The sequence below is a fragment of the Paenibacillus sp. MAHUQ-63 genome (genome assembly GCF_028765165.1).
Classification (GTDB): Bacteria; Bacillota; Bacilli; order Paenibacillales; family NBRC-103111; genus Paenibacillus_E.
In genome coordinates, this window is the sequence record NZ_JARADB010000001.1 from 1,421,993 (window position 1) to 1,437,448 (window position 15,456).

Genomic DNA, 15,456 nt, shown 5'->3' on the forward strand with positions numbered 1-15,456 from the left:
CTTTTATTTGGCGCCGAATTCCCGCTCCCAAGCGGCATCCTGCACCAGCTGTTTGCTGTAAATAATGCGCGACATCCAGACGCTGAATTCATACAAAATGATAAGCGGCACGGCCACGAGAATAGCCGAAATCGCATCCGGCGGCGTGATAACGGTAGACAAAATGACAAGCAGCATATACGCATATCTTCTGAACTTGTGCAGACGAGCGGGGTTCAGCAGCCTGATTTTCGTCAAAAACATCACCACGATCGGCATCTCAAACACTATCGACAGCGGTATGAGAATATTGAACATGAACGTAAAATACTGCGCCGCCCCATACATCTCTGTAATTTCCAGACTGTGGCTGATGGAGGACGTAAAATAAAAGGCCATCGGAAAAACGACCCAGTACCCGAACGATAATCCGGCCAGAAACAGCAGAAACGCATAAGGAATATAAATAATCGAAGCTCTTTGCTCCGCTTCCCGGAGTCCCGGCTTCACGAAAGCCCATATATGATAGAGAATGACCGGCAGCGTGATCAAAATCCCAACGGCCAGTCCAAAATTCATATATAAGCGTAAAGCGTCCCAAGGGGAGAAAACATTCCATCCGATCGTATCGGCCGGCGGAATATTTTTGAGATACCGGATGATCGGCTTGGCTGAAACCAGTCCCGCTACCATCCCGATAACGAGCACGGCCAAAATCCATATGATCCGTCTGCGGAGCTCGCTCAAGTGCTCCACGAGCGACATTTCATCGTTTGCTGACATATTTCACCAACCTGATTCCCGTAGCGCAGACTTTGTCGGAAAGGCTGAGCTACTCTTCTTGATATGCTAAAAAAAGAAACGGCTAGTCCGGCAGACGCCGTGACTGTGCCGACTTCGCAGCTGATGGCGCAGCCGCTGGAGCAGAGACCGGCGCCGTTTCGGTTTCCGGCAGCTCCGGCGCATTCGAAGCGAACGTCACCGCAGGCCTGAAGGCCGCAGCTCCGGTTACCGTCTCGCTGTCCGGCTCTGCCTTGGCAGCCTGTGGCGCGCTCGACACGAAGGCCACCGCAGGCTTCGCTTCGGCCTGTGCCGGCTCCGCCTCCACAGACGGCTGGGCTTCCGGCTGCACAGGTACTGGCGCAGACACAGCAGCTTGTGCCGTTACAGCAGCGCTCGGCGCCTGCTCAATCACCGGCGCAGGCGCTTTCCGCGGCTCATCGTTCATCAGCTCGCTCGTCGCCTTCTTGAAATCCCGCAGCGTGCGTCCAAGCACGCGGCCAATCTCGGGAAGCTTCTGCGGCCCGAATAAAACAAGCGCAATAATTGCAATTAATAATATTTCGGTGAACCCGATATTCTGGAACATGTCTTTCATCTCCATCAAGTATGGCAATATCCATATGACCTGCAGCTACTGCAGGTTATATCCCACAATTCTCTAACACTGATAAAACCCGCCATACCCCATCTCCGTAATGTCGCTGCGCACAATCGTGTCACCTGCGCATATGCGCGGCAGCAGCACATCGAAGGACGTGTACGGGTCATGCATGACACACCCCGGCAAGCCCATAATCGGAACATCGCCCAGATAGGCGATCATCAGCATCGAACCCGGCAGCATCGGCGTGCCGTAGCTGACCACCCGGGCGCCGGCCATCTTGATCGCGCCCGGCGTGCGGTCGTCCGGGTCCACGGACATGCCGCCCGTGACCAGGACCAGATCCACGTTCTGCGCCAGCAGCGCGCGGATCTCGCCTACAATCGCTTCGCTGTCGTCCAGCGCGAAGCGTTGGTCCACCACCTCGGAGCCGAGCTGCGCGACCTTCTCCTTGACGACAGGGCCGAACTTGTCCTTGATTCGGCCCTTGTACACCTCGCTGCCCGTCGTCACGACGCCTACGCGCAGCTTGCGAAACGGCTTCACCGCCAGCAGGGTGAAGCCCTCGGCCCGGCGAGCGGCGGCGATCCGCTCCACCTCCAGCACCTTCGCTTCGTCCACTATAAGCGGGATCACCCGCGTCCCGATGAGCGAAGCGCCTTCCTTCACCACCGTGTTCGTCCGAATCGTGGACATCACGACCTCATCGATGGCGTTCACGCTGTCGACGAACGTCTTATCGATGTGGACCAAGCCGTGAATCGGCGATTTCACGTTCACTTTGCCCTCATGCGGCTCGGTGAGCATCAGCTCGTCGCCCGCGACCGCCTTGGCCATGCGCAGCGCCGCCTCATCCTCATGGAGATAGCCGGGCTGAAGCTCCATTGCGTAGATATGCTCTTTGCCGATGCTGAGCAGCGCCGGAATATCCGCCTCCGTCACTTGATGCCCTTTGCGAAACAAGCGTCCCTTGAATTCGCCGGGCAGAATCTGCGTCAGATCGTGTGGCAGAATCATGCCGATCGCATCTTCCACCTTGACTTCGCGCAGCATGGAACCGACTTTGCTCTCACTCACCCATGGTCACCTTCTTTGCCTGTCAGAATGCCCAGCGCATGAGGAAGCTGATCGATAATCGCCATCAGATTCTCCTGCACGCCTTTCGGGCTGCCCGGCAAATTAATGATCAGGGTGCGGCCGCGAATGCCGGATACCGCTCTGGAGAGCATCGCTTTCTTCGTCTTCTGCATCGAGATCATGCGCATCGCTTCCGCAAAGCCAGGTGCAACCCGGTCGATCACGTTCAGCGTCGCCTCCGGCGTCACATCCCGGGGAGCGAGCCCCGTACCGCCCGTCGTCAGAATCAGATCGGCCTGATAATAATCCGTCATTTCGATTAATGAAGCCATAATTTCGTCCATCTCGTCCGGAACCACCCGGTACTCGATGATCTCACCTTGAATTTCCTCTTCAATGAGCTCGCGGATTACCTGAGCGCTAGTGTCTTCTCGTTCTCCTCGGTAACCGCGGTCACTGGCTGTCAAAATCCCAACTTTCCAGTGCATCCTTCGTCACCTCTCCCTTGTTAACTGAATGAGATAACCCCTTACCTCTTAAGCATCGCCCGACGCTATCAAACCGTCAAGCTTCGTTTCGGTGAAAATCCCCGTTTTTGCCGCCTGTTTTGGTAACCAGCATCGTGGAAGAGATGATCATGCCCTTCTCGGCGGCTTTGCACATGTCATAGACGGTCAGCGCTGCCGCGGATACCGCCGTCAGGGCTTCCATCTCCACGCCTGTAGGCCCCGTCGTACGCACAGTAGCTTCTATGTAGAGTTCATTGTTGCCATTATCGGCAAACTGAATATCGACGCCCGATAGTGCAATAGGATGGCACATCGGGATCCAGTCTGACGTGTTCTTGGCAGCCATGATACCGGCCACCTGCGCGACGGCCAGCACGTCGCCTTTTTTCATTTTACCCTGCTTAATCAAGGCAAGCGTCTCGCTTTGCATGACTAGGGTAGAGCGGGCCGTCGCCGTGCGCTTCGTTTCCGCTTTATCGGAAATATCAACCATGCGGGCTCGTCCCTGGTCGTTAAAATGCGTTAATGGAGAATCCGGCAACTGTTTCACCTCTTCAGGATTGGGATTTGAACACCATTTTACTCTCCGTGACAATGCCGTCAACCCGGAAATCATGCCAGGAAGAAGGAACCGCGGGAATCAGCTGCTTGTCGAAGGCTGCCGCGACCGCGAAAGGACGCTTCAACCCGCGCGCAGCGAACAGCTGCATGAACCTGTCGTAAAAGCCGCCGCCATAGCCCAGTCTGCCGAAGTCCATATCGAAGGCTAGACCCGGCACCACAATCATGGAAATCGTGGACAGGTCATCCTCTACAGGAACATCGCTGCGCGGCTCTCGGATTCCCCAAGCTCCGCTTTCCAAATCATCGTAAGTATGGATGATATGCAAATTCATTGTCTTCGTATCTGCTACAACCTTCGGCACAAGTACACGAATTCCCTGCTGCCAGCACCATTCCATGAGCGGGGCAACGTCAGGCTCGGACCGAAATGGCATATAAGTCATAATCGTTGAAGGAACGGACGCCTCTTCATGCCGAGCCCCCAGAAGCCTCTCGGTACAAAGCTTGGTCATTCGTTCATGTATGCGAAGCTGCTTCTCTTCCCGTTCTTCGGGCGTAATCGAGGAGCGGATTTGTTCCATGTCCTTACGCAATTCAATTTTTCTTTCACGAATATTCATAACAGGCTCAGCCCTTCCTAACGAAGAGTGTTTCCCCCATTTTAACATAAACAAGGAAAAAAACTATACTCGCGCTGCGGACCCCAGTTCGACGCGCGCAATGACCGGATCATGATCCGAGACATTCGTCCGAATCGTCCATGCGGAACCGGCATTCGGCAGATTGGTGAAAATGTAATCGATCGTTGCACCGTCTGCGAAAGTGCCGTGCTCCGTTTGGCCGAGCGGAACGCTCATTATGTTTATTCTGTTCATTTTTAGCGGAAAAGCATCCTCTTCCATATTAAAATCGCCGGCGACGACAAGCGAACCTTCCGTGGAGGTTAACACGTCCGCAATTCGGGAAAGCTGGAGCTTCCGGTCCTCTTGCGAAAGACCCAGATGGGTCGTCGCGACATGAACCTCCTCCGAACCGATCTTAACCGTTGCCGTGAGCAGGCTTCGCCTTTCCTTGCTGCCCGGAAGCAGCGTCCAGGAGCTGTCCAGAATCGGATAACGGCTCAGAATGGCATTGCCATATTGCCCAACGGTGTAGGTTAGACTTGGAGCAAAGCGCATATCCATGCCCAGCATCTTCGCAAGCTCCTCGGCCTGGTCTACGAACCCGCTGCGCAGCCGGAATCGGTCAACTTCCTGCAGGGCGATGACGTCGGCGCGGGATTCGCGGATAAGATCCGCAATTCGACTTAATTCGACTTTATCATCCATCCCCTGGCCGTGGCGCATATTAAATGTCATAATTGTGAGAGAAGAGGCCTGGGCTAGAGCAGCCGGCTTACTCAGCGCAGAAGAATAGCCTCGTCCGATGTCTGCATTCGGCGCACTAATTATGTAGAAAAGAACGAACAAACCGGCAAATCTGGCAAGCCGCGTCCTGGAAACCGCCATTCCCCATCCCCCCAACATCTATGCAAAATTAAGCATACGATGTCTTCACGCATGGTGTATACTAGTGAATTGATGGGATTATCAGCCGCCAGACGGCGGGCTCACACAGATTCCTTCATTAATAAGCAGGAGGCAGCAGCAGATGCTATTACAAGTTTCGAACATTTCCAAAAGCTATGGAGTACGTTCCGTACTCTCCAATATAACGCTTCAAATCGAAGATAAAGAACGCATTGGTCTCGTCGGCGTGAACGGCGCCGGGAAGTCTACGTTGCTACAGATTATTGCCGGTGAGATGTCCTATGACAGCGGCGACATTTTCAAAGCCAAAGAAACGAAGATCGGTTATCTCAAACAAAATAGCGGACTCCAAACGGACAAAACGATTTGGAACGAGCTGCTCAGCGTGTTCAGTACCCTGCTGGAGACCGAGAAGGAGCTGCGCGAGCTGGAGGCGCAGATGTCCGACCCTGCTCTGATCAACGACGAGAAGAAATACGAGACCACCATGAACCGGTACGCCCAGCGCTCCGATTGGTTCCGCGAGCAGGGCGGCTACGAAATCGAAGCGAAAATTCGCGGCATTCTTCACGGGATGGGCTTCGGCGAATTCTCGCCGGATACCCTCGTGCAAACGTTGAGCGGCGGGCAGAAAACAAGGCTGGCCCTAGCCAAAATGCTGCTCGAAGAGCCCGACCTGCTCATGCTCGATGAGCCGACGAACCATCTGGACATTCAAACCTTAACCTGGTTGGAGGGATATCTCCGTGGATATCCGGGTGCGATTCTCGTCGTATCCCATGACCGGTTCTTCCTGGATGCGCTGGTCACTTCCATCTACGAAATCGAGCGTCATGCCGCCAAGCGGTATACCGGGAACTACACCCGGTTCATCGAAATTAAAGAAGCGAATTACGAAATCGAACTAAAGCAGTTCGAGAAGCAGCAGGAGGAGATCGCGAAGCTGGAAGATTTCGTGCAGCGCAACATCGTGCGTGCTTCGACAACCAAGAGAGCTCAGAGCCGCCGCAAGCAGCTGGAGAAGATGGACCGGCTCGACAAGCCGATGGGCGATTTGAAGCGCGCCTCGTTCTCTTTCGAAATCGAGCATACATCAGGCAAAGAAGTGCTGCAGGTCGATCGTCTGGCGATTTCCTATGACGGGATAAACCGGCTGCTCGACGGGGTCTCCTTCCAGCTTCGCCGCTCGGAGACGGCCGCGCTCATCGGACCCAACGGGGTCGGCAAATCGACGCTGCTCAAAACTTTAATCGGTCAACACCAGCCCGATGCCGGCACGTTCAAGTGGGGCACAGGCGTCACGATCGGCTACTACGATCAGGAGCAGACAGGGCTGAACCCGGCGAACAGCGTCCTGGAGGAAGTATGGAACGCGTACCCTCATCTGGAGGAGGCGCGCATTCGCACCGTGCTGGGGAATTTCCTGTTCAGCGGCGAGGAAGTGTTCAAGAAGGTCGCTGCGCTGAGCGGCGGCGAGAAGGCCCGGGTCGCTCTGGCCAAGCTCATGCTGCAGAAAGCGAACGTCCTCATCCTCGATGAGCCTACCAACCATCTTGATCTGTACAGCAAAGAAGTGCTGGAGTCGGCTTTGATCGACTATGAGGGAACGCTTCTGTTCATCTCCCATGACCGCTACTTCCTGAATAAAATGGCGGAGAGCATGCTCGATCTGCAAAAAGACGGGCTCACCGCTTATCTCGGCAACTACGACGATTATGTGGAAAAGAAAGCCGAGCTGGCGGAGATTGAAGCCAAGCGCTTGGCCAAAGAGGCGGAGAAGAAGGCGGCCGGCGGAGCGGCGGCCAAGAATGAACCCGCCGCCGGCGGGTACGAGGCGGACAAAGCGGCCAAGCGCGAGGAACGCAGCCGCCAGCGCAAGCTGGAGCAGCTGGAGCTCGACATCGCCCGGCTGGAAGACGAAGTCTCCGCGCTGGAGGCGGAGCTTGCCGATCCGGACGTGTACAACAACTACGTCCTCGTGCAGGAGAAGCAGGCCGAGGTGGATAAGCGCAAGAGTATGCTAGCAGGCTGCTATGAGGAGTGGGAGGCGCTGCTCGTCTAAGAAGACGGCGCCAGCTCCCGCAGCCGCAGCAGCAGCATCGGCACGGCGACGAAGACGATCATCGTCGCTGCGGCCACAATACCGGAGTCATTGAGCAGCAGCGCTGCGATGGCTCCGATCATATTGGCTGAGAACCCGTACATCCAGTACGGGTTTTCGTGCTGCCACACGCGGAGCCTGCCGCGCGGGCGAAGCACCAGCACCGCCATCACGAAGAGACTCGTGAGGAGGACCTTGCTCCAAGCGGATGCCCGAAGCAGGTGCACATTCATCCGCAGCTTGCGCACGATCAGATGCCCGATCTGATCGAACCGCCCTTCGCGCAGCGCGTGGAACGCGCGCCCGACATGGCTCTCCCGCGCGAACGCCGCGGGAGAATCGGCGCTGTTGAGCAGCCACAGCGCCCCGACCCCGAGCGCGAGCAGCACCGTCAGCAGGGCCGTGCCCCTGCCTAGGTTCAGCTCGCGCCAGCGGCTGCCGGCGAAGCACTGCACGCCGGCGATGCCGAAGGCGACCGCAGCGCTCAGGGCGCCGCCCGCGTTCGCTCCGAGTGACGGTGCCGCCAAGGCGGCCGTCACGAGCAGGAACGCGGTGCCGGCAGCCGCGCCGGCCCCACGCCTTACAGCGCCGCCTGCGGCATGACGGCGCTGCAAGGCGGCGGTCACGCCGAGCACCAGCGCACCGATGAGGACGCCCATGTATTCGTTGCCGATGCCGTAATAACGGGCGCCGATCATCGGGTCGTAGCCTAGCACGGAATATTTCATAGCCTGCGCCCCTGTGAACGTATCGAGCGTAATGATTCCGGCAAGCCCGAGACCGATGCCCATCATGGCCTTAGTTTCCGTGCAGTTTTGGAGCAAAAGGGCAAGCGCCAAGCTCCCCAGCACGAAATAGGTCACAAGCATAGCCATTGCCGCGGGTATCCCCGCTATTGCCGTCAGAGGAGCGGCGGCCCAGCCCAGGACCAGCATGACGGCCGGCGCCGTCAGCAGCGATAACAGCAGCGTGCGGATCAGTCCATACCCGCTGAATTGCCCCAGGCTTTCCCCGCGCCTTCTCAGCCAAACCGCATAAAGCAAACTTCCCAGTAAAACGAACATCTCATAAGTTGCGAATGGATACAGCAAATACGGACGGCTGCGGTAAATCATTCGCATGCTGTTCTGATCAAGCAGCAGCTCGGCGAGCCCCCCGGTTGCGGAGGAAGCTGCCAGCGGGATGCCGCTCAATCCTGGCGGCTGCGGAATTTTGAACTCGTCCAGCAGTGAGCTTGTCCAATCTTGAAAGGTCACAACGCCTTTGCGGCGGGTAGATTCCGATACGAGCATGCCGCTCTCCCCCGTGTAATGAATAAGCGGCGATAGATAAGCCTTTTCCCTTGCCGCTTCCGAGCTCACCTCCGGCGAGAATACCCACAAGCTGTCCTGATCTGTCTGCACTTCCTCCATTAGCTGGCCCAGAAAGGCATCTATCTCTTGCAGCACCTTACCTTTCAGTTCCTCCCAGCGGTCCGTGTCATAATGACTTTTGTCAGCGTTCAGCCTGTACAGATCGCCTAATTCAATGAGCGTGAAGCTGGATGGCATTCTTTTTTTCCACAACTGAAGAAGCTGTGCATAATCGGTACGCATCCCGTAGGGTCTATCCACAGCCGCAGCCGTCGCTTCATCCCCCAGAGTCCCGTTATCCACAATCCCATTGGAATCTATCAGCATGAGAGGCGCATAGCGGCGCAGCTGTTTGAATTCAACATGGGCGCCTTGGTCCAAATCGCTGCTGCCGAGGACGGTGCGCCGAATCCCATATCCTTTCAGCAAATCCCCCAGCATCCCCGCCCCATACAGTTGATCTTGATTCAGCCTCTTCAGTTTGGGCAGATCGGGAACTAGCAGTGCCCCTGCTGCTGCGGCGCCAAGCACATCCTCTTGCGCCGGGCCCATATACCGTTCCCTAAGCTGTGTAGCACGGACGCCAAGCCTCATATCCTCAGCTTCCAAAGCTTGCAGCTCCGGAAGTCCGGTGAGCGCTTCCCCAGCCCCAAGCGAGCTGTAGACATCCCGCATTGAACGAGCAGCCGTTCGAATATTCATCCCGCCGATAGCTCCGAGCTCTGTCAGCTTCCGGATATGCGGCAGAGCTCCCAACCGCTCGGGCCTCAGCTCCAGGAACGAAAAGCAGGGAATGGCAATGACCGTCACTTTCTTGAATCTTTCATTAGGGCTGAAAGACACTTGGGCTTCGGCCGCTACTCCCTGTGCACGTTGAATCGTTGAAGTCGCCTCGGCGCCGGCAGCTATCCCGTATGTGGACAACTCCGGTACGGAACTCAAGATACCCACAAGACAAATCATTATTTTTAATTTCATACGAATTCTCCCGCCCGTTTTTTGGTTATAGCTTTTTCCTCAAGCGGTGAAAGTATCCAATGCCGAATTGTTCCGATAATTTAGGAGACGATTTGTCACCCCCAATTCTTACACACATGGTTATCCACATGAAAAAAGGGAGGCTAAACCCGCCTCCCCCTGCGATTTTTTGCATTTTTCCACAAACTTATCCACATTATCCCCAAAAACCTGTTCAAAAGTTATCCGATTTTTTTCCCCCTTAAAATCGTTGATCTATGGGGATTTCTTATAGTTGTTCACATTGTACACAGGGTATGTGGATAACTTTGCTCACAAGTTGTGTATATAACTAAGTTTTCTCACAATTCAAGTGAATCTGTCCCCTTAAGAAGCCGTTGTGACCTCGGATGTCGATTCCGGAGCGCCCTGTCCCTGCATGCGAATGGCTTGGTTGCAGGCCGAGATGAATGCTTTCGCCACTGCAACGAGCACATCTTGGTCGATACCGGTGTTCTTATACGTCTGGCCATCGACGGAAATGGTCACTTCCGCTTCACCGGTTGCTTTCTCCCCTGTGGATAGCGAATGCAGCTCCAGATCGGAGAACTCCACGGTCATCGGCACCGCTTGACGAAGACTTTGCACGATCGCTTCGATCGGTCCTTCGCCTGTGCCCGAGTAGACGCTCTCGACTCCCGTCTGGTTGTTCCTGACGGCCACGGAAGCGACCCGGTTGCGGTCACTGCTGGATACGACCTGCACATGCGTCAGCGTGAACGGCTCCATCTGGCCTTCAACCGTTGTACCTACAAGCTCCAGCAGCTGATCGTCGGTAACCATCTTCTGCTCGTCGGCTTTTTCCTTGAACTTCGTATACAGCGTATCCAGCTCTTCACCGGTCAGCTCGATACCGAATTGACCTACGCGGTGCTTCAGCGCATGGCGGCCGGAGTGCTTGCCCAGAATGATCATCGAGCGTGGAATGCCCAGCTTCTCCGGATCCATGATTTCGTACGTGCTGCGGTTTTTCAGCAAACCGTCTTGATGAATACCCGCTTCGTGCTGGAACGCATTCCGGCCGACGATCGGTTTATTGTAGGCGATCGGGAAGCCCATGATGCGGGAAACCATCTTAGACGTGTTGAAAATTTCGCTGCTCACAATGCCCGTCTCGACGCCCATCGTTTGCTTACGGGTCTCAATCGCCATGACCAGTTCTTCCAGCGAACAGTTCCCCGCACGCTCACCGACGCCGTTGACCGTAACCTCCACATGGGTAACGCCGGCGGCAATGGCAGCCAAAGAGTTCGCAACGGCAAGCCCCAGATCGTTGTGACAATGAGCGCTGTATTCGACCGTATCGCCGCCTCTTACACTATGGCGTACTCGGCGGAACATCGCTCCGTATTCTTCCGGCAGCGCGTATCCGACGGTGTCCGGGATGTTGAGAATCGTGGCGCCCTCCGCGATAACGGCCTCCAGAACTTCGAACAAGAATTCATCCCCTGTCCGCGTAGCGTCCATCGGCGAGAATTCGATGTTATTCACGAATTTCTTGGCATACGCAACCATCGTGCGCGCCATCTCCACGACCTGCTGGCGCGATTTGCGCAGTTGGAAATCCAGGTGGATGTCCGACGAAGACAGAAACATGTGAATCCGGCGCGATGCGGCATCCTGCGTTGCTTTGACCGCTGCGTCGATGTCGGCTTTCATCGCGCGGGCGAATCCGCAAATCTCGACGCCGTGCAGCTCGCGGGATATTTGCTGGACCGCATGGAAGTCGCCGGGGCTCGAGATCGGGAAGCCGGGCTCGATCGTATCGACACCCATTTTGGCCAGCTGTCTGGCGATGCGAATCTTTTCCTCCGGATACAGCGAAGCGCCCGGCGCTTGCTCTCCATCACGCAGTGTTGTATCGAAAATACGAATGCGGCGGTTAGTTTGATGTTCCATGGTTATATTCCTCCTCGAATGTGAGCCAGACGCTGCTGGCGATGATGAATGTCAGAGCAGCCTTATGGACAAGTCCAACAGGTCGACAGGCGCTCTCGCTTTTGTACTTTACAACAACAAAAAGACCCGCCATCTCCATATAAGAGACGACGGGTCTTCACCCAGCGCGGTACCACTCTTGTTGACTCCGCGTGCGGAGCCCACCTCAGACATTGCCGGCCAAGATGCAGCCGGTCATGTCACCCGATCACGGAGGTCATCCGTTCATGCCTAACAGCATTAGCTATGCCGCTCAGCATGACCGCTTCCAAGCGAGTTCGGGGCATTCCCGGTCTGCGTCGCATCGACCCGCAGCTTTCTGTACCGTGGAGGTGAGCCCTTACTACTCTTGTTCATTGCGTTTATTCTATGTTCAGATGGTTGATATGTGGTGTGATTGACGAATAGCTGCGATTCGGTAGAGTTCCCTGTATTTCCTGCAGTAAATACGGGCTCCCGCGTTCAATTTCAAGAAAATTCGGTAAATTCGCCGTATGTTGCGGCTGACTAGTCTCAATCGGCGGAACTGCACGGAAAGAGATGCAGCTAAGGCAGAGGTGCATGGCGGTGGGGCAGCCGTCTAGAACGACCAAAAAGACCTGCCATCTCTATAAAAGAGACGACAGGCCTGAACCTTCCGCGGTACCACTCTCATTGATCCGAGCTGTTAGCTCGAAACCACTCGTGTACCCGATCACGGGGGTCAACCGTCAAGACCTACTTGGTGCCGGATCCTTGGCATCCTGATCAGCCTTACCGCTCCCGGGCGAGTTCTGGTCACGTTTCGTCTGTGCTTTCACCAAGCGCACAGCTCTCTGAGCGAAACTGAGGGTCCGTACTATTCCCGTTCTTAGCGTTTCAAAAGTATTGATTGTGATTATAATATGCGTTCACGGCAAAGTCAATACAGTTATCTGAAAATTGTTAAATTTTGCTGAGCAGCGTGGAACTTACCACTCTTCCAGCTTCAGCTGTGCCTCGGCTTTAAGCTCCATCGTATCGAATTCCTGCTTGTCCCACTTGAGGAACGCAGCGGCGGCAATCATCGCCGCATTGTCCGTGCAGAGGCTGTGCGGCGGCACCAGCAGCGGCACGTCCAGCTGCGCGCAGCGCTCGGCCAGCGCGGTGCGCAAGCCTCTGTTCGCAGCGACGCCGCCCGCGAGCAGCAGCTGCTTCGCGCCGAACTCCCGCACGGCGCGGGCCGCTTTCTCGACAAGCACGTCGATGACGGAGGCTTGGAAGCCTTTGGCGATTTGCGCGGTTTGGACGGTTTCGCCGCGCATTTTGCTTTGGTTGACGACGTTCAGCACAGCGGATTTGAGACCGCTGAAGCTGAAGTCGTAGGAATCCGCCTCCAGCCACGAACGAGGCAGCTTCACTTCGGAATCGGCCTCGTGCGCGAGCCGATCCACGTGCGGGCCGCCCGGATAAGGCAGGCCCATCGCACGGGCGATCTTGTCGTACGCTTCGCCTGCCGCGTCGTCCCGTGTGCGCCCGATGATCCGGAATCGGCCCGGCTCCTCCAGCAGCACCAGCTCCGTATGTCCGCCGGACACGACGAGCGAGAGGAGCGGATATTCCAGCTCATGCACGAGTTGATTCGCATAGATATGTCCGGCAATATGGTGCACGCCGATCAAGGGCAGCCCCAAGGCGCAGGCGAGCGCTTTGCCCGCGACGACGCCGACCAGCAGCGCCCCGATCAGGCCGGGGCCCTCTGTTACGGCAATCGCGGACAGCTGCTGCAGCGATACGCCCGCCTTCTCCACGGCTTCCTCCAGCATCCAGGTGATCGACTCCACATGCTTCCGGGAAGCCACCTCCGGCACAACGCCGCCGAAGCGCTGATGCGTTTCGATTTGGCTCGAGACGACGTTCGAGCGGATGATTTTGCCATTTTCGACAATCGCTACTGAAGTTTCGTCACAGCTCGTTTCTATGGCCAAAATATAGACAGGCTCCTGACCTGCCTGATTCATCTGTTGTTCATTCTGTATAGTCACAATGGTTCACCTGCCGAAGCCTCATTATCCGAGACTATCCTTCCTTCTCTTGGGCAAATCCGCCCACATGATGACGGCGTCCTCCCGGTTGTCCGTATAATAACCCCTGCGCACACCGACGGAGCGGAAGCCGACTTTCTCATACAAATTCTGCGCGACATAGTTCGATGCCCGCACTTCCAGCGTCATCCGGATCGCTCCCAGGAAGGCTGCCGTTTTCATCAATTCCCGCAGCAGACGCTCCCCGAGCTTGCGCCCTCTATACGTGTTCCTGACGGCAATGTTCGTCACATGCGCTTCCTCCATGATGAGCCACATGCCGCCGTAACCGGCGACCTCGCCGCCGGCATCCATAATCATATAATGAGCGAACTGATTGTTCGTCAATTCGTTCTCGAAAGCCCCTCTAGTCCATGGGGTTGTAAAAGCCTCTTGTTCGATTTCACAAATGTAGGGGATGTCCTCCAATTGCATGGAGCGAAAAACCAACGTTTCTTCCGTCGTATGCGGTTGATGCTGTTCCACGAATCAACTCTCCCCTTTCTTCATTTGGACGCCGGCCAGTAAGTTCGCCTCCGCTTCCGGGAGTCTGGTGTAGTTCGGCACCAAGGTGTGCACGTCCGCACGCTCCCCGCGAGCCAAGCGCGGATTAGCCAGCTTGCCGATATATTGGGCTTCGATTCCGTAGCTAAGCTGTTCGCAGTTCCCTGGCCAGTCTTGCGCGAATTGCTCAAGCTCCGCCTCGAAGCCTTCTGTTTCGCCTACGAACAGGATGCTGCGGGGCGCTTGTCCCGGCCCCGCCTGCGCTGCCGCCGAGCGCAGCTGTGCCAGCCACGGCCCGATGACGCGAATGCCGTCCGGTAGCACTTCGCGCCATGATGCATCGGGATCTCCCTCTGCAGCAAGCGGAGAAGCGCCTTCGTACGCATACACGGCTGTAAACGCCTGCTTGCGCCGTCCGTCCAGGAGCGGGACGACCCATGTGAGACCGTCCGCAGGAACTTCAAGCCGATTGTCGGCTCCGCCCAGCGCCATCGCTTCCAAACTGGATATGCCGATGAGAGTAAGACCCAGCGACCAGGCGAATGTTTTGGCCACGGAGACGGCGATCCGGACGCCGGTATAAGAGCCTGGGCCTACGCCGGCAGCGACAGCTTGCAGATCTTTCGGTTTCAGCTGCCGGGAGGCCAGCAGCTCCTCGATATGGGGCAAGAGCCCGATGGAATGGTTTCGTTCGGCGTGCGAACTGACCTCGCCCAGCAGGTTGCCGTCTTCTAATAGGGCTACCGTCATTGCCGAGGAGGATGTGTCGATGGCTAAGCATCGGCCTGTATGCTTTGTCCGTTCTGTCATTGTAGTTGTCCGTTCTCCTTCATCTGTACACACCAACTGCCGTACGGCTCCCCGTATGGCGTCAGGTGAAACACTCTGGTTTGATCCTCTTGCAAAGAAATCGTAATCGCAAGCCGTTCTGCCGGGAGCAGATCTTCGATAAGGCTCGACCATTCGATCAGCGTAACGCCTGCCCCGTAGAAATAATCTTCGAGCCCCAGCTCGTCCGCCTCCTCTTGGGAAATGCGGTACATATCCATATGATAGAAAGGAAGCTGCGCTCCCTCGTATTCTTTGATAATCGTAAACGTCGGCGAATTCACCGTTTCCTGAATGCCTATCGCTCTAGCGAAGCCTTGCGAGAACCTCGTTTTGCCTGCTCCCAGATCGCCGTCCAGCGTAAGAACAGCTCCGGGATGCAGGCAGCCGGCCAGCAGCTGCCCCAGCTTGTCGGTATCTGCCTCCTGCCGGGAATAGTACGTATATGCGGTTTGAGCCAGTGATCTCATCCCTTTCTTTCCGAATGCGCGTGCTGCTCCTATTATAGCCTTCGTCTTACTGCGATAGCAATGGCGGTTTCCCGGCCGGTACAAGCTCGCCATGCTCCGGGTTGGGCCGGGTTGGGTTGGGTTGGGCCGGGCCCCGGGGATCAACCAAGGGAACAGCGACTC

General features: G+C 56.3%; 14 protein-coding genes and 2 other annotated features. Of the genes, 1 reads left to right on the forward strand and 13 read right to left on the reverse strand.

Going from position 1 to position 15,456, the window contains the following annotated elements; translation table 11 throughout:
• Window positions 1–3 precede the first annotated feature (3 nt).
• From tatC to PUT07_RS06240, 7 genes are all read right to left on the reverse strand, one after another.
• A complete protein-coding gene (tatC, locus tag PUT07_RS06210; RefSeq protein ID WP_274466954.1) occupies window positions 4–762 on the reverse strand; it encodes a twin-arginine translocase subunit TatC in 759 nt (252 codons plus the stop codon).
• 82 nt (window positions 763–844) lie between these two features.
• Window positions 845–1,348, reverse strand: coding sequence for a twin-arginine translocase TatA/TatE family subunit (gene tatA / locus PUT07_RS06215; protein WP_274466955.1), 504 nt, complete (start codon window positions 1,346–1,348; stop codon window positions 845–847).
• Window positions 1,349–1,420: 72 nt separating this feature from the next.
• Window positions 1,421–2,416, reverse strand: coding sequence for a molybdopterin-binding protein (locus tag PUT07_RS06220; protein ID WP_274467485.1), 996 nt, complete (start codon window positions 2,414–2,416; stop codon window positions 1,421–1,423).
• 20 nt (window positions 2,417–2,436) lie between these two features.
• Window positions 2,437–2,928 carry a molybdopterin adenylyltransferase gene (gene mog, locus PUT07_RS06225; RefSeq protein WP_274466956.1) on the reverse strand — a complete coding sequence of 164 codons (492 nt, stop codon included), beginning with the start codon at window positions 2,926–2,928 and terminating at the stop codon, window positions 2,437–2,439.
• 76 nt (window positions 2,929–3,004) lie between these two features.
• Window positions 3,005–3,490 carry a cyclic pyranopterin monophosphate synthase MoaC gene (moaC, locus tag PUT07_RS06230; RefSeq protein WP_379239619.1) on the reverse strand — a complete coding sequence of 162 codons (486 nt, stop codon included), beginning with the start codon at window positions 3,488–3,490 and terminating at the stop codon, window positions 3,005–3,007.
• A gap of 13 nt (window positions 3,491–3,503) precedes the next feature.
• Window positions 3,504–4,133 (reverse strand): 5-formyltetrahydrofolate cyclo-ligase, encoded by a 630-nt coding sequence (locus PUT07_RS06235; RefSeq protein ID WP_274466957.1) that lies wholly within the window; start codon window positions 4,131–4,133, stop codon window positions 3,504–3,506.
• A 63-nt stretch (window positions 4,134–4,196) separates the two neighbouring features.
• A complete protein-coding gene (locus tag PUT07_RS06240) occupies window positions 4,197–5,021 on the reverse strand; it encodes an endonuclease/exonuclease/phosphatase family protein (RefSeq protein ID WP_274466958.1) in 825 nt (274 codons plus the stop codon).
• 142 nt (window positions 5,022–5,163) lie between these two features.
• Between PUT07_RS06240 and PUT07_RS06245 the strand changes: the two genes are divergently transcribed.
• Window positions 5,164–7,104 (forward strand): ABC-F family ATP-binding cassette domain-containing protein, encoded by a 1,941-nt coding sequence (locus tag PUT07_RS06245; RefSeq protein ID WP_274466959.1) that lies wholly within the window; start codon window positions 5,164–5,166, stop codon window positions 7,102–7,104.
• Here the strand turns inward: PUT07_RS06245 and PUT07_RS06250 are convergent.
• The 6 genes from PUT07_RS06250 to tsaE all read right to left on the reverse strand — a co-directional run bounded on the left by PUT07_RS06250 (window position 7,101) and on the right by tsaE (window position 15,294).
• Window positions 7,101–9,473 (reverse strand): hypothetical protein, encoded by a 2,373-nt coding sequence (locus tag PUT07_RS06250; RefSeq protein WP_274466960.1) that lies wholly within the window; start codon window positions 9,471–9,473, stop codon window positions 7,101–7,103. The genes PUT07_RS06245 and PUT07_RS06250 overlap by 4 nt on opposite strands.
• Window positions 9,474–9,839: 366 nt before the next feature.
• Window positions 9,840–11,411, reverse strand: coding sequence for a 2-isopropylmalate synthase (locus tag PUT07_RS06255; RefSeq protein WP_274466961.1), 1,572 nt, complete (start codon window positions 11,409–11,411; stop codon window positions 9,840–9,842).
• Between the two features lie 139 nt (window positions 11,412–11,550).
• Window positions 11,551–11,816: a binding site (T-box leader), on the reverse strand.
• A 246-nt stretch (window positions 11,817–12,062) separates the two neighbouring features.
• Window positions 12,063–12,311: a binding site (T-box leader), on the reverse strand.
• Between the two features lie 89 nt (window positions 12,312–12,400).
• Entirely contained in the window at window positions 12,401–13,453 is a 1,053-nt protein-coding gene (gene tsaD / locus PUT07_RS06260) for a tRNA (adenosine(37)-N6)-threonylcarbamoyltransferase complex transferase subunit TsaD (protein ID WP_379239620.1), read from the reverse strand.
• A 24-nt stretch (window positions 13,454–13,477) separates the two neighbouring features.
• Complete coding sequence (gene rimI, locus PUT07_RS06265) at window positions 13,478–13,978, reverse strand: ribosomal protein S18-alanine N-acetyltransferase (RefSeq protein WP_338000743.1); 501 nt, start codon at window positions 13,976–13,978, stop codon at window positions 13,478–13,480.
• Window positions 13,979–13,981: 3 nt separating this feature from the next.
• Window positions 13,982–14,806 (reverse strand): tRNA (adenosine(37)-N6)-threonylcarbamoyltransferase complex dimerization subunit type 1 TsaB, encoded by an 825-nt coding sequence (gene tsaB / locus PUT07_RS06270; protein WP_274466962.1) that lies wholly within the window; start codon window positions 14,804–14,806, stop codon window positions 13,982–13,984.
• A complete protein-coding gene (gene tsaE / locus PUT07_RS06275; protein WP_274466963.1) occupies window positions 14,803–15,294 on the reverse strand; it encodes a tRNA (adenosine(37)-N6)-threonylcarbamoyltransferase complex ATPase subunit type 1 TsaE in 492 nt (163 codons plus the stop codon). Before tsaE ends, tsaB begins: the two co-directional genes overlap by 4 nt.
• Window positions 15,295–15,456: the final 162 nt, after the last annotated feature.